14 protein-coding genes are annotated in these 15,271 nt (G+C 39.9%); 3 read left to right on the top strand and 11 right to left on the bottom strand.

What is annotated here, in order from left to right:
- Nucleotides 1-33: 33 nt before the first annotated feature.
- From ACTG7X_RS05125 to aspA, 5 genes are all read right to left on the bottom strand, one after another.
- Nucleotides 34-591 carry a hypothetical protein gene (locus ACTG7X_RS05125; RefSeq protein ID WP_439257470.1) on the bottom strand — a complete coding sequence of 186 codons (558 nt, stop codon included), beginning with the start codon at nucleotides 589-591 and terminating at the stop codon, nucleotides 34-36.
- 240 nt (nucleotides 592-831) lie between these two features.
- Nucleotides 832-1,683 carry a hypothetical protein gene (locus ACTG7X_RS05120; protein WP_439257469.1) on the bottom strand — a complete coding sequence of 284 codons (852 nt, stop codon included), beginning with the start codon at nucleotides 1,681-1,683 and terminating at the stop codon, nucleotides 832-834.
- A gap of 428 nt (nucleotides 1,684-2,111) precedes the next feature.
- Nucleotides 2,112-3,437, bottom strand: coding sequence for an HslU--HslV peptidase ATPase subunit (gene hslU / locus ACTG7X_RS05115; protein ID WP_439240644.1), 1,326 nt, complete (start codon nucleotides 3,435-3,437; stop codon nucleotides 2,112-2,114).
- Nucleotides 3,438-3,445: 8 nt separating this feature from the next.
- On the bottom strand, nucleotides 3,446-3,967 hold the full coding sequence (gene hslV / locus ACTG7X_RS05110; RefSeq protein ID WP_439257468.1) for an ATP-dependent protease subunit HslV: 522 nt from the start codon (nucleotides 3,965-3,967) through the stop codon (nucleotides 3,446-3,448).
- A gap of 128 nt (nucleotides 3,968-4,095) precedes the next feature.
- A complete protein-coding gene (aspA, locus tag ACTG7X_RS05105) occupies nucleotides 4,096-5,523 on the bottom strand; it encodes an aspartate ammonia-lyase (RefSeq protein ID WP_439257466.1) in 1,428 nt (475 codons plus the stop codon).
- A gap of 312 nt (nucleotides 5,524-5,835) precedes the next feature.
- Between aspA and ACTG7X_RS05100 the strand changes: the two genes are divergently transcribed.
- Together ACTG7X_RS05100 and ACTG7X_RS05095 are read left to right on the top strand one after the other, a co-directional pair.
- Nucleotides 5,836-7,140 (top strand): dicarboxylate/amino acid:cation symporter, encoded by a 1,305-nt coding sequence (locus ACTG7X_RS05100; RefSeq protein ID WP_439257464.1) that lies wholly within the window; start codon nucleotides 5,836-5,838, stop codon nucleotides 7,138-7,140.
- 186 nt (nucleotides 7,141-7,326) lie between these two features.
- A complete protein-coding gene (locus tag ACTG7X_RS05095) occupies nucleotides 7,327-8,229 on the top strand; it encodes a DMT family transporter (RefSeq protein ID WP_439257463.1) in 903 nt (300 codons plus the stop codon).
- A 34-nt stretch (nucleotides 8,230-8,263) separates the two neighbouring features.
- Here the strand turns inward: ACTG7X_RS05095 and ACTG7X_RS05090 are convergent, their stop codons facing one another.
- The 6 genes from ACTG7X_RS05090 to ACTG7X_RS05065 all read right to left on the bottom strand — a co-directional run bounded on the left by ACTG7X_RS05090 (nucleotide 8,264) and on the right by ACTG7X_RS05065 (nucleotide 13,639).
- Nucleotides 8,264-9,316 carry an NAD(P)-dependent alcohol dehydrogenase gene (locus ACTG7X_RS05090; protein WP_439257461.1) on the bottom strand — a complete coding sequence of 351 codons (1,053 nt, stop codon included), beginning with the start codon at nucleotides 9,314-9,316 and terminating at the stop codon, nucleotides 8,264-8,266.
- 54 nt (nucleotides 9,317-9,370) lie between these two features.
- Nucleotides 9,371-10,156, bottom strand: a complete 786-nt coding sequence (locus tag ACTG7X_RS05085) for an HpcH/HpaI aldolase family protein (RefSeq protein ID WP_439257459.1) — start codon at nucleotides 10,154-10,156, stop codon at nucleotides 9,371-9,373.
- 174 nt (nucleotides 10,157-10,330) lie between these two features.
- Nucleotides 10,331-10,981 (bottom strand): oxygen-insensitive NAD(P)H nitroreductase, encoded by a 651-nt coding sequence (gene nfsB, locus ACTG7X_RS05080; protein WP_439257457.1) that lies wholly within the window; start codon nucleotides 10,979-10,981, stop codon nucleotides 10,331-10,333.
- A 47-nt stretch (nucleotides 10,982-11,028) separates the two neighbouring features.
- On the bottom strand, nucleotides 11,029-12,033 hold the full coding sequence (locus tag ACTG7X_RS05075) for an LLM class flavin-dependent oxidoreductase (protein WP_439257456.1): 1,005 nt from the start codon (nucleotides 12,031-12,033) through the stop codon (nucleotides 11,029-11,031).
- A 159-nt stretch (nucleotides 12,034-12,192) separates the two neighbouring features.
- Nucleotides 12,193-12,621 (bottom strand): organic hydroperoxide resistance protein, encoded by a 429-nt coding sequence (locus ACTG7X_RS05070; RefSeq protein WP_439257454.1) that lies wholly within the window; start codon nucleotides 12,619-12,621, stop codon nucleotides 12,193-12,195.
- A 175-nt stretch (nucleotides 12,622-12,796) separates the two neighbouring features.
- A complete protein-coding gene (locus ACTG7X_RS05065) occupies nucleotides 12,797-13,639 on the bottom strand; it encodes a helix-turn-helix domain-containing protein (protein WP_439257452.1) in 843 nt (280 codons plus the stop codon).
- A 151-nt stretch (nucleotides 13,640-13,790) separates the two neighbouring features.
- Between ACTG7X_RS05065 and ACTG7X_RS05060 the strand changes: the two genes are divergently transcribed.
- Complete coding sequence (locus ACTG7X_RS05060; protein ID WP_439257450.1) at nucleotides 13,791-15,104, top strand: aldehyde dehydrogenase family protein; 1,314 nt, start codon at nucleotides 13,791-13,793, stop codon at nucleotides 15,102-15,104.
- The last annotated feature ends 167 nt before the right edge of the window (nucleotides 15,105-15,271 follow it).

Genomic DNA, 15,271 nt, shown 5'->3' with positions numbered 1-15,271 from the left:
GCAATAATTTATTCAATTATTGCTTTTTATTTTTTAATATGTGTTCATTTTTATGTAGTTTGACATAATCTTTAAAGTTTTATGTTTTTCAGCAGACCCTTTTTTAAATAAATTTTGGTTTTCTTTGCTGACATTAAATTTATCAAAAAGAGAAATAATCATTTTATCAATTCCTATTAATGAATTAACTATTCCAATATTATAATATTTATTATCTAATATTTTCTCTAGATAATCCCCTCTAACCTGTAGAACTTGCATAAATTGAGATTCAGTTAGAGTATTTAATTTCCTTTCTAATTCAAGATTAAAATTATTTAGATTTTTTGAAAACTCTTTATACCCTACTAATTCATCAGGATTTAAAGGTTTAATTAAATCTTTATATGTGTAAGTTTTTCCCCTAAATGTGCTTTTAATTTGTTTCATTTCTTTGGTGACTTCACCATAGGAATATAATCTTGAACCATCTGGGGTGCAATATCTTATTTCTTTATCATAAAACATATTTTGGCAACCATAAGCAAAAACATTTTGAGAAATAAAAAGAAAACTTAAAAAAAATCCTAATTTAATTTTATTTTTGAGCATATAAACTCCTTTATTATTATATTTATTTTTATTTGGATGTTATCGTAGATAAAAATAAATACAATAGATTTTTAATTAAAATTTTAGTAAATTTTCTGAATAAAAAATAACAAATTTAAATTCAGAAAACATACAAATTTTGTGTTTTAATTAGTCAATAAGGCTTTGTTTATAAAGCCTTATTTTATGGGTATATCAACACATTGGTTAAACACGGCTAAGAATCTATAAATTATCTAACTACGATTTTCTTTTAAATTTATCTTGATATTTATCAATTATTTCCTTTATTTGTTTATTATTACCTATAATTTTAGGTGATTTTTTCTCTGAAATGATTGTAAGATTGGATATAAATTGATTAACGATATCGTTAAATTTAGATTCGTTATCTGAATCTAGCTTATAAGTGGTGTTTATTTTCTGTACAAGTTTAAATGTTTCGTTGATAACTAAATTAGCTTCGTAGAAAGTGATGATTTCTCGTTGAAATATTGGATCATCTTTTTGTTGAGATATTTGATCATATTTTTGTTGAGATATTTGATCAGATTCTTGTTGAGCAGAATGCTCCTCATTAAGTACAGATATAGCGTTACGATGAGATCTTAAGGCATCGCTAATATAATATTCATTCTTATGTTTTTGGAAAGCCTTTTGTATCCAGTTATCTCCAAATAATGTATAAGCCACACTAATAAGAAAGACAAAGAGACATGTTACCTCAAAACTAACTTTAGTTGTGGTTAATATATCAACAACTACATTATAAAGTACAAATAAAAGAGTAAAAATACCAACAGTGATTCCAGATATTAGAAATATCAGCACATATTTAGAAGTAGCAAGCTTTATGTTCTTATTTCTATTGAGATAGCTACTAACCGTACATTTTATTATACTGGCAAATACAAGTGCGATTAAATTTATACTTATCAGACAAGAATAATAGATATAATCATTTGGTTCTACTATGTTAAGTTTTGTTATTAAAGCAAGGAGGAATAATATTATTCCCAAAATCAAGGGTAACAGCAGTGCAATATGATGAAAAATTTTCCGCATTTTAGAGTCTCCTTCTGGTAAAAACATGATTTTCCGTCACTTTATCATTGTTTTTTTTTTGTACAACATCTGATTGTTTATTCGCCTATTTTTTAACCAAAAGACAAGTAGACATGACTAACTAGTGCTAGGCGATAGCGAAACTGAAATTGGATAAAGGCAGGAAAAAACAGCGTAGGATCGGATCTATGTATCCGCCCGAAAATCACGCTCCGTTTTTAACGGGCGGATACATAGATCCGCCCCTCCATTTTAGTTAAAATATCATCAACATAAAAATGGCATATCCGCTAATTAAAGATCGGATAAAGCGGTCGTTTGGAGATCGCTTTGATCTTAACCTTGAAATAGGTTTTATCAATAAAATCAAATGTTTATTTTTATACCTAAAAAGAGAATTTAGCGATAAAAAAAGTGCGGTGAAAAACACCGCACTTTTTCGTTGAACTTGCAAATTACAAAATAAACCGGCTCAAATCTTCATTATCCACCACGTCATTTAAGGCTGTAGACACATAATGTTCATCAATCACAATTTTCTCGCCAGAACGTTCGCTCGCATCAAAGGAAATGCCGTCCATTAAGCGTTCTAACACGGTATGCAAGCGTCTTGCGCCAATGTTTTCGGTTTTTTCGTTGACACGGAAAGCAGATTCGGCGATTTTGCTGATACCATCTTGGGTAAATTCAATCTCTACTCCCTCGGTTTTCATCAGCTCACGGTATTGTAGCGTTAATGAGGCGTTGGGTTCCGTTAAAATACGCTCAAAATCTTCTTTGGTGAGGGATTTTAATTCTACTCGAATCGGTAAACGACCTTGTAATTCGGGTAATAAATCTGATGGGCGGGCCACTTGGAATGCGCCGGAACAGATAAATAAAATATGGTCGGTTTTTACCATGCCGTGTTTGGTGTTGACGGTGGAACCTTCAATAATAGGCAACAAGTCACGTTGCACCCCCTCACGAGAGACATCCCCGCCACTGTATTCGCCTTTTTTACAGATTTTGTCGATTTCATCAATGAACACAATACCATGCTGTTCCACAGCTTCCACCGCTTGCTGTTTTAAATCTTCAGGATTGACTAATTTTGCCGCCTCCTCGTCGATCATCACTTTCAACGCATCTTTGATTTTCATTTTGCGTTTTTTGCTTTTGCTTGGCGACATGCCCTCAAATAAGGATTGTAATTGTGAGGTCATTTCTTCCATACCCGGTGGGGTCATAATTTCCACACTGACAGGGTGAGACACGTCAATTTCGATTTCCCGATCATCTAATTGCCCCTCACGTAATTTTTTACGGAAGATTTGGCGAGTAGCGTCATTATTGCTTTCTTCGGCATTGCCCCATTGATCTTTAGCGGGGGGCAATAATACATCTAAAATGCGATCTTCCGCCGCATCTTGGGCTTTCATTCGATTTTTTTCGACCGCTTGTTGACGCACTAATTTCATCGACATATCGGTGAGATCACGGATAATGGAATCCACTTCTTTACCTACATAGCCGACTTCGGTGAATTTGGTGGCCTCGACTTTAATAAAGGGCGCATTGGCGAGTTTGGCTAACCGGCGAGCGATTTCAGTTTTCCCGACCCCAGTTGGGCCGATCATTAAAATATTTTTCGGGGTCACTTCTTGGCGCAGCGCTTCGGGTAATTGCATGCGACGCCAACGGTTACGCAAAGCAATGGCAACGGCACGCTTGGCGTCACTTTGCCCGATAATATGCGCATCTAATTCTGAAACGATTTCACGAGGGGTCATTGACATAATTATCTTCCTTATACTTCTTCGATTACATGATTGTGGTTGGTGTAAATATCAATATCACCCGCAATATTTAAGGCTTGTTTGACGATTTCGGCGGCGGTTAAATGGTTCTCCGTGCGAAGTAGGGCTAAGGCAGCCGATTTCGCATAGTTACCACCCGATCCAATGGCCAACACATCAAATTCAGGTTCAATCACATCACCACTGCCTGAAACTAATAAAAATTCGTTTTCGTTGGCCACAATCATCATAGCCTCTAAACGGCGAAGTGAGCGTTCAGTTCGCCATTCTTTGGCTAATTCCACCGCACTTTTGACTAAATGCCCTTGGTGAAGTTCGAGTTTTTTCTCAAATAAATCCCGCAAAATAAAGGCATCCGCAGTAGAACCCGCAAAGCCTGTGACCACTTTGTCTTTATATAAACGGCGCACTTTCCGCACCGTACCTTTCTCGACGCAATTCCCTAAGGTTGCTTGTCCGTCCCCACCAATGGCGACTTTGCCGTCTTTGCGTACACATACTATGGTTGTCATTTTTTGATCCTTTTTATCCAAATTTAAGCAATAGGTGGGGGTGGAATGGGGGATTTCAAGGTAAAATAGCGAAAAAAATCACCGCACTTTTCCATCCCTAAAAAGCGCGGTGAAAATGGAGCTGATTTTTACTCGTCGTCAGTGAAACGTGTGGCCTTATAGGTTGGGTTCATCAAGTTTTCCACTGAAAGAATATCATCTAACTGGGCCTCGGTAAGCAAGCCTTTTTCTAACACCACGTCACGTACACTGCGGCCCGTTGTGGCGCAGATTTTGCCCACAATATCGCCGTTATGGTGGCCAATAAATGGGTTGAGATACGTCACGATACCGATGGAATTAAACACGAAATTCTCACAAATTTCTTTGTTTACCGTGATACCGTCAATACATTTATCCCGTAAATTCACGCAAGCATTGGATAAAATCTGAATAGATTCAAACATAGCTTGACCAATCACGGGTTCCATGACGTTTAATTGTAATTGGCCTGCTTCGGCAGCGAATGTGACCGTGGTGTCGTTACCGATGACTTTAAAACACACTTGATTCACCACTTCTGGCACCACAGGGTTGACTTTGGCTGGCATAATGGAGGAACCCGCTTGTAATTCTGGCAAATTGATTTCATTTAATCCTGCTCTTGGGCCAGAAGAAAGCAAACGTAAGTCATTACAAACTTTGGATAATTTCACCGCAGTACGTTTCAATGCACCATGCACCATCACATAAGCACCGCAGTCGGAAGTAGCTTCAATCAGGTTCTCGGATGGTACGCAAGGCAAACCGCTCACTTCTGCTAAGTATTTGACCGCGAGTTCAGTATAGCCCTCAGGCGTATTTAATCTTGTGCCGATTGCCGTGGCGCCAAGATTGACTTCAAGCAATAATTTGGCGGTATGTTGCAAATTACGCACTTCTTCTTCTAATAATACCGCAAAGGCTTTAAATTCTTGTCCAACAGTCATTGGCACCGCGTCTTGTAATTGGGTACGTCCCATTTTTAACACGTTGGCAAATTCTTCCGCTTTGTTTTCAAAGCCTTGTTGTAAATAATGGATGCGGTCAATTAAGGTGAGAATGCTGTTATACACCGCAATGCGGAAACCCGTTGGATAGGCGTCATTGGTGGATTGGCTAGCGTTGACATGATCCATTGGGTTAATAATATCGTATTGTCCTTTCGGATGACCTAATAATTCCAATGCGAGATTGGCCACTACTTCGTTGGTGTTCATATTGACAGAGGTTCCAGCGCCACCTTGATACACATCAGAAGGGAACTGATCCATACAGCGACCTTTGACTAGAACTTCATCACAGGCTTGTACAATGGCTTTGGCGATTTTTTTTGGAATGGCACCCAATTCACCATTGGCTAATGCGGTGGCTTTTTTCACCATCACCATACCCCGCACAAACTCAGGCACATCAGAAATGGTATTGTTGGAAATGTTAAAATTTTCTACGGCTCTTAAGGTGTGAATTCCCCAATAAACGTCATTTGATACTTCACGTTCACCCAATAAATCCACTTCAATACGTGTATTACGCATAAATTTCTCCTTAATGTTTTTGGTTAGGTTAAATTTGTGTAAATAATACCGAAAATTTGTTAAAAAAAAGTTGATCGAGATCACATAATTCACATTGCGTAGCATATATAAATTTATGTGTCGAATTAGAAATTGTAATCCTAACATTAAGGATCAATAGATCCTAGGTGGTTATTTTATTTAAATTAATCCGCTGTTTTTTCTATAATCTCCAATAAATTTTGTTGGATTTTTGATAAAAAACGAGTATATTTTCACCACGAAGTTTGCAAGACTTCAATAATTTTATCTTTATTACTTACAGGAAAAAATATGAGTTCAACAGCAAAACATCAGAAAGCACCTAACAATGCAAATTCTAAATTGCTTGTGCGTATTATTATTGCATTAGTTTTGGGATCTGCGTTGGGAATGATTCTACCGCAAAATTTTATGATCGGCGATATGTCATTAGTGAGTATCATTACGCCATTCGGTGATTTATTTGTGCGGTTATTAAAAATGATTATGGTGCCGATCATTATTTGTTCATTAATTATTGGCTCAAGCAGTATTTCACCGGATAAATTAGGCCGAGTGGGTGGTAAAGCGATTTTATTTTATGCGATTACCACCTTAATTTCGATTGCGCTTGGATTAGCTTGTGCATCTATTTTCTCCCCTGGGTTAGGTTTGGATTTAAGTGACGCCTCTAAAGCGGTAGAAAAAGCGGCTAACGCACCAAGTATGGGACAAATTTTATTAAATATTATTCCAACCAATCCCTTTGATTCTATTGCGAAAGGCGATATTTTACCGATTATTGCCTTTTGTTTATTCTTTGGTATTGGACTAGCCTATTGTCGAGCAAGTGAAGATGAACGGATTAAAAACTCAGCTAACACGGTATATAGTTTCTTCGATGGCATGAGTGAAATCATGTTTAAAATCGTCCGTTGGGTGATGTTATATGCACCAATTGGGGTTTTTGCCTTAATGTTTGTGGTCTTTAATAAAAGCGGTGCGGCAGCATTTAGTTCATTATTAAATGTGACCGTGACCTATTTCTTAGGGTTAATCGTGATGATTTTGGTGGTGTATTCCGCCGTGTGTATGTTGATCGGATTAAGTCCTTTAACGTTCTTGAAAAAAGTGCGTCCAGCAATGTTGACGGCATTTGTGACCCGTAGTTCTAATGGTACCTTACCCATCACAATGCAATGTGCGGAAAATATGGGGATTCCAAAATCCGTATACGGTTTTGTGTTACCCGTAGGGGCGACCGTGAATATGAACGGCACCACTATCTATTTAGGGGTTTGTACGTTATTTATCGCCAATGCTTGTGGTATACCGTTAACGGGTAGTGATTACTTCACTATTGTTATCACATCCATGTTAGCCGCTATCGGTACCGCTGGTGTACCAGGCGCAGGGGCGTTAATGTTATTATTAGTGCTTGAATCTGTTGGGATTAAAGTGAGCGGTAGCGTGGCGATTGCTTATGGTATGATTTTAGGAATTGACTCTATTTTAGATATGGGCCGAACTTGGATGAATGTGACAGGTGATGCCGTAGCCTCTGTTTATGTGGCGAAAACAGAAAAAGAATTGGATATTGAACAGTGGAATAGTTAATTTTCGTTCTGTTGAATAGGATTTAAAATAGGATTGCGGTTAAAATGGCAATCCTATTTTTTTAAGGCAAAATCCTTGTGATTGTATTTTGGTTAATTTTTCCTGATAATTTAAAAATTAATCTATTGACTAAAAATTTACTGCACTTTTGTGTAAAATAACGTAAAACACATAATAGGAAAATCTATGCGGTACTCATTTCCCAATATTAAACAGTCTTTACCGTTATTACCTTTTTTACTGCTCCCGCCTCTTTTTTGGGCGGGGAATTTTGCCGTAGGGCGTGCAGTGCGGGCGGATATTCCGCCTTATACATTGTCTTTCGGGCGTTGGGTCATTGCGTTGGTGGTGTTGTTGCCTTTTGTGTTCACCACCATGAAACGAGATTGGCAGCAATATCGCCAACATTGGGGTAAGATTATTACCGTCTCAATTTTTGGTGTGGCGGCTTTTAACACCCTTGTTTATAAAGGTTTGCACAGCACCACGACGACTAATGCGATTTTACTTAATTCCTGTATACCGGTGTTAATTATGCTGATTGGTGTGTTATTTTATCGGCAGAAAATTAAAATCACACAAGCCATTGGGTTGGCTGTTTCGCTGTTAGGTGTATTGGTTATTGTGCTACAAGGACAGTGGGCGAATGTGATTGCCTTGTCTTTTAATGTGGGCGATATTATCGTTTTCTCTGCCATGATCTGTTGGGCGATTTATACCCTGTTAATGAAAGATATTCCGGCGAGTATTGATCGTAAAGGCTTGATGGCAATTCAAATTATCATTGCGTTAATCTCCCTTTTCCCTTTATTGCTATGGGAACAATGGCAAGGTTCGCAAGTCATTAGTTGGAATAATTCAACCTTATTGGGTTTGGCGTATGTGGGCATTTTCCCCTCTGTGATTGCGTATATTTTGTATAGCGTAGCCATTCAAAAAGTGGGGCCGGTGATTTCTGGATTGTCTATTCATCTTATGCCGGTATTTGGTGTGTTGCTTTCTGTTTCTTTATTAGGTGAGCATTTTCATTTTTATCATTTATGTGGAATTGGATTGATTGCGACGGGGTTGGTGTTGTCGCAAAAATAACAAAAAAATGACCGCACTTTCGCGGTCATTTTGGTTATAAACTCTTGGCTATATCAATTACAAAACGATATTTCACATCACTTTTGAGCATTCGTTCATAAGCGTTGTTGATGTCTGCCATATTAATCATTTCAATATCTGATACGATATTATGCTCACCGCAGAAATCTAATAACTCTTGGGTTTCTTGAATCCCCCCAATTAACGATCCCGCAATAGAACGTCGCCCCATCACCAACGGCACAGTAGACAATTCAGGGTGTTGACCGATTAATCCCACAAACACTAATGTTCCATCAATGGCAAGCGTTGGCATATAAGGGTTCACATCATGTTGATAGGGTACCGTATCAATAATTAAGTCAAATTGATTATACACGGATTTCATTTGGGCTTTATCCGTGGACACAATAATTTGGCTTGCGCCTAAACGCAGTGCGTCTTGTGATTTTTCAGGTGAGCGCGTGAACAAACTCACTTCTGCACCTAATGCTTTGGCTAACTTTATGGCCATATGCCCTAAACCGCCTAATCCCACCACGGCAACTTTTGAACCTTTACCCACATTCCAACGGCGCAATGGCGACCATGTGGTGATCCCTGCACATAAGATTGGGGGAACAGCTTTGGTATCAAGATTCTCAGGCACGCTTAACACAAAGGCGTCACTGACCACGATTTCCTTAGCATAACCGCCGTAAGTTGGACTATGATTATGGCGATCTTGACCACCATAGGTCATGGTTGCACCCTGTTCGCAAAATTGTTCCAAATGATGTTGGCAGGGTGAACATTCACGGCAAGAATCTACTAAACACCCCACGCCCACAAGGTCGCCGGCTTTAAATTTGCTTACCGCTGATCCAACGGCTTTCACGCGCCCGACAATTTCATGCCCAGGTACAATAGGGAACACTGAATTTCCCCAGTCGTTGCGCGCCATATGTAAATCCGAGTGGCATACGCCTGTGTAGAGAATGTCAATTTGCACATCGTCCGCACGCAAAGCACGGCGTGGCACATTAAAAGGCACAAGTGGCTGGTCAGCTGCGATAGCAGCAAAGCCTTTTACAGTATAAGTCATCATTTTTTCCTGTTTTGTTTAAAAATTAAAGGGATTATAACATTTGTGGATTAAGGCTTATAGCACCGCTTTGTAACTAGCAAGGGTGTTCATCGCCATAGTTTTCAGCAGTCCAGTGTCCGCCCCCACGCCTAAGAAACGCACGCCCATATCCGCATATTTTTTCGCCTGTTCAGGGGTTAAAGCAATCGTCCCCACAATCACGCCAAGCTCTTGGATACGCTTAATCATATAGTCCATTGCGGCTTCCACTTCTGGGTGAAAAATGTTCAAACCGTGCCCCATATCTACAGCCAAATCAATCGGCCCTAGAAAAATCGCCCCCACGCCTTTGGTTGTGGCAATGGCTTCCAGATTTTCCATACCCTTTTTGCTTTCAATTTGCAAAATCATCATTGATTCGGCTTCAATGCGTTCTTGATAATCCATATACGCCCCAAAACGGCTGGCACGCACAGCAGGTGCACCCATTCCACGATTACCCCGCCCTGGATAGCTCGCCCAGTACATAATCTGCTCGGCTTCTTCGCCTGTTTCCACTTTGGGGAAGATGATATTTTGCACGCCGCTGTCCATTAACTGCTTGATAATGCCCGAATTTGCATCAGGCACACGCACCACTGGGGTCATTCCATAAGGGGCAATGGCACGGCACGCATCTAAAATAGTTTGAATGGTATGCGGCCCGTGTTCAGCATCAATAAATAACCAGTCGTAATCCGTGGTCGCCAACACTTCCGCCACATCCGCCGATGTGGTTTCAAAGCCCACACCAAATTGTAATTTGCCTGCTTCTACATTGTGTTTGAAGCTGTTATGAAGATAATCTTGTAAAATTGCCATAGTTAAACTCGCTTGTGTTTGTTGATGTGTGGTATTTTAAGGGGGATGGGGGATTTTGGAGTAGAATGATTGAGTAGGATAGTTGCCTGATTCTCTAAATCTTGCAAAAACATTAAGAAAAAATACCGCACTTTTTTCAAAAAAAGTGCGGCGAAAAATCCAATAATTTTCCAATTATGCTTTAGTAAAAATCACATCATCCGTCAAACGAGATTTTGGTAATTTTGCATTAAAATCATCTTCTGCACGATAGCCAAAAGATACCACAGCCAACGAATGATAACCTTTTTCGCTCAAACCAAATTCCGCATCTAAAGCCACAAAATCAGCGCCTTCCATTGGTACACTATCCACACCTAAGGCCGCAGCTGTCATTAAGGTGAAACCTAAGTTTAAATAAACTTGTTTAGCAAACCAAATTGGCTCATCTTTTAACTGATTGCGGTGAATATTTAAAAATAAACGGCGAACATCATCTCCTGTTTTTTTATCTTCAGCTGTGGCATAGCGACCATCTTTATCTTCTTGTGCTAATACAGTATTTAAAAATTCATCACTGGCTTGGTTTAAACAAGCAAAAACAACCACATGTGAAGCCTCTGTGACTTTGCTTGCGTTAAATGGATAATTGGCAAATGCTTTAGCAATGCGAGCTTTGCCTGCTTCGTCATCCGCTATGATAAAATGCCAAGGTTGGATATTCACACTTGATGGGCTTTGACGTAATGCGTCTTGAATTTCAGCCCAATCTTGGGCCGAAATTTTACGGTTTGCGTCAAATGCTTTGGTTGAATAACGTTGTGCGGTAAAAGTTGAAGTTTTCATTTGCTTTCCTTTTTTAGTGAGTTAATTTATGGCATATTATAAGGGATTTACTCTTTTTGTACCAACTCATTTAACAACGCATAACTTCTATGTTGCTTCACTTCATCAAAAATATAACTCACCGCCATTAACTCTTCAAATTCCACTTGCTTGCGGAAATCTTGCAACTGCTGTTTGACACTGCTCGGACTGCCAATAAATGAACAGCTTGTCATTGATTTGACCGCTTGTTGCTCTTGCCCCATAAATGGCGATTGATGTGCTTGCCAAAAGGCGGCTTCTGATGAGAATGGCGGTTGTAGTTGTTGCATATTGCCTGTAACAATGCCACGGAATAACTGGGTTTGGCTGGTTACAAGGCTTTCGGCTTCGCTGTCGGTATCTGCCAAAATCGCATTTGCCCCGACAATCACATAAGGCTTATCCAACACCGCAGACGGTTTAAATTGTGAGCGATAAATTTCTACTGCCATTTCTAAAAAACGTGGTGCGAAATGTGAAGCAAAAGCATACGGCAAGCCAAGTTCGGCGGCTAAATAAGCACTTTCAGGGCTAGATCCAAGAATAATCAAGGGCACATTTTGCCCGATAGACATATAGGCTTTCACGCTATCATTGCGACTTTCTTCACTAAAATAACGGCGAAGTTCGGCGATGTCTTGGGCAAAATCAGGATTTGTATTGCCACGTCTTAACGCTGCTGCGGTTCGCATATCCGTACCAGGGGCACGTCCTAAACCGATTTGAACACGGTTTGGATAGAGTTGCGACAATGTTCCATATTGTTCCGCCACTTGTAGCGGTGCGTGATTTGGCAACATCACCCCACCAGCCCCTACGCTGATTTTTTGCGTATTTGCTAGCGTGTGTTGAATAAGAAGTTGCGTAGAACTACTCGCCATATTCGGCATATTGTGGTGTTCGGCAATCCAGTAGCGTTGAAAATTCAAGCGTTCGGCAAGCTGAGCAAGACTGGTCATTGAGTCAATGGCTTGGGGAAAGGTTTGCCCTTGACGGATAGGGACGAGATTTAAGATAGAGAGATTAAGCATAGGAATTTCCTTGATGGTTGTATCAAGCTAGTCTAACAGGAAATAGATAGAAATTGTTAGCCTAATAAAAGGGAGTTATTGCCTAATTCTATAATTTTGAAAAATACACAAAAAAACACCGCACATTTCTGCACGGTGATTTTGCCTAATTCGCTAAAATTATAAATCAAACGACTGAATCAAATTAACATGTAAACGCGTTTCTACGTTGCCACGCACGGCGTTTGAGTATGGGCAAACTTGGTGCGTACGTTCAATTAACTGACGTGCTTGCTCTTCGTTAATCCCTGCCACTTCAATAGTAATATCAATATCTAATGAGAATGTGCCGTCTGGTTTTTGACCGATACCAACGCCCACTTTACTTTTTGATGAAGTCGGTTTAATGCCTAATTGTCCAGAAACTAAATTCATCGCACTGTCAAAACATGCGGCATAACCCATTGCAAAAAGCTGTTCTGGGTTTGCACCTTTTTTGTCTGTTTCTTGGAATGATACTAAATCAAAACCAAGTGAACCGTCATCTAATTGTGTACGACCTGAACGACCGCCAACCGCTGTGGCACTGGTGCTGTAAAAAATTTTCATAATGTTACTCCGCTAAATTAAAGGGCGTATTGCCCGTTTGGGTTGAATTTCATATTCCGATGTGGAATGGGTGTATTATAGAGCTTGATGAAAATTTAGGTTAGCCTGTTTCGCTAAGGTATTTGCCTAATTCTATAAATTTGCAAAATAGTCATAAAAAAACACCGCACTTTACCTACCCTAAAAAATTCTGCCGAAACCCCATTGCTGTTTCGCCGCTTTGTTGCTTAAAAAATTTACCGAAATGACTGTTATCGTTAAAGCCGAGTTGGTAGCCGATTTGGTTTACCGACAGGTCGCTGTACGCTAACAGGCGTTTGGCTTCTAGTATAATGCGTTGATTGATTAGGCTTTTGGCGGATTTGCCTGTAATGGTTAAACAGGCGTGCGTTAGGCTTTTTTTGGTGCAGGCGAGTTGTTCGCTGTAAGTGGCAACGTGATGATGCTGCCTGAATTGCTGTTCTAGCAGTTGGCGAAATTGTTTGACGCGTTTTTGGCTGATGCGTTCACGCACAGGGCTTTGGCTTTGTTGTTGCAATAAATGAATTTGCGACAGCAAGGCACACAGCAGATGTTGCTGTATGTTTTGGCTTTGTTTAATGGCTTGATTAAGCAAGGGAATATAATGCAAAAAATAGTCGGTTTGGGTTTCATTTAATGGCAACGCTCCGTGCCACTGCTGAAAATCCTGTAAAAAATCGCTGTCTAGGGGCAATAAAGTCGGCGAAAATTCCAGCAAATAACCTTGCCAGTCCGAGCTAAAATCCAGCTCTATCACTTGCATCGGGTGCAGTAAATTGACCGATGCCCCTTGTTGGCGTTGCGGTTCAAAATCCTGCTTGTAGCGTAACTGCCCCGAGCAGACAAACACCAGCTTATAAAAATCGGCACGATAACGGGCAAGCTCGCCACGATTTGGGCTGATTTGGTTGAGAAAATCGGCAAGTTGCTGTTCATTGAGCAAATTCAGATAAGCCGATTGTGAATCGGGCAGTTGCTTGATATTGATAATACTCATAGTATTTCCTTGTTTTGGCGATATTTTAGCAAAAATGGTCGTTTTGTACCATACAAACGGCATTTTTTGCCTGTTTTATCTACAAAAATCACCTTAAAATACACTCACTTTATAACGAAGTACCTATTTAACCTGACAAGAGAGAAAGAATATGTCAAACATCATTGAAAAAGTTCAAGCTCAACGTAACTATTTTAATACAGGTGCAACCAAACCGATTGCGTTTCGTAAACAACAACTTGTGCAATTAAAAGCACTGTTAGAAGAAAATCAAGAAGTGATTTTTGCCGCCTTGAAAAAAGATTTAAACAAACCACAAAATGAAGTGTTAATGGCAGAAATTGAGCCGTTAATCCACGAAATTGATTATATGTTGGAAAATGTGGAACAGCTTGCCCAGCCTGAAAATGTGGAATCGCCTGAGCTGTTCCAGCAGTTCGGTGCAGGTGTGTATGAAAGCCAAAAAATCTACGAACCTTATGGCGTGGTGCTTAATATTTCGCCTTGGAACTACCCTGTTCAGTTGTCTATTTCCCCAGCAATCGGGGCGATTGCGGCAGGTAATACTGTGGTGCTAAAACCGTCTGAATTGACACCGCATACATCGCAAGCCCTTGATGATTTGATTGCCAAATACTTTTCCCCTGAATATTTCACCGTAATTCAAGGCGAAGTGGCTGAAACCACGGAATTATTGAAACAAAAATTTGATTATATTTTCTTCACAGGCAGCGTGCCAGTGGGCAAAATTATTATGGAAGCGGCAAGCAAACACTTGACCCCTGTAACCCTTGAATTAGGCGGTAAAAGCCCAGTTATCGTGGATAAAACTGCGAACTTAGCTGAAGCAGCAAAATCCTTGGCGTTTGCCAAAACATTTAACAGCGGACAAACGTGTATCGGCCCGGATTATTTATTCGTGCAAGAAGAAGTGAAAGATGAGTTTTTGGCATTGCTTAAAGCGGCAACCGAGCAATTGCAAGGCGAAAATCCATTTGAAAACTGCGTGCAAATCGTGAGCGAACGCCATTATCAACGTATGGCAGGTTTCTTAAACGAAGGCAAAATTGTCATCGGAGGTCAAACCCAGCCTGAACAGCGTAAAATTTTGATGACGGTGTTAGACGACATCACTTGGAACGACAGCGTAATGCAAGATGAAATCTTTGGCCCAGTGTTGCCGATGATGACTTTTAAAAATATTGATGACGTGATTGCCCAAGTTATCAATCGTCCAAAACCGTTGGCATTGTACTACTACACCGAAGATCGCCAAGCAGAAGAAAAAGTGTTGGCACAGGTTTCATTCGGTGGCGGCGGTATCAATGGGGCATTCCTACACGTTTATAACCATCACTTGCCTTTCGGCGGTGTGGGCGATAGCGGTATGGGTAACTACCACGGTGCGCAAAGTTTCTATCAACTTAGCCACGAAAAAGCGGTAGTAAAACGCCGTATTGCTTAATTTGCACTTTGCCCCAAAAAATGACCGCACATTTGCCTAATCCGACAAAGTGCGGTGATAAATAAAGCATTTTTATATTGAGAGAATTGATTATGTCAAACAAAGCAAAAGGCGATGTGAAATATCGTTTTGTGATTGATATGCAAAATAGTTTTTAACTCAAACCT

This window comes from Lonepinella sp. BR2271, from assembly GCF_051851515.1.
In the GTDB taxonomy this organism is placed as follows: domain Bacteria; phylum Pseudomonadota; class Gammaproteobacteria; order Enterobacterales; family Pasteurellaceae; genus Lonepinella.
The sequence above is the reverse complement of the archived record's forward strand: the minus strand, read 5'-3'. Positions and strand labels throughout refer to the sequence as shown.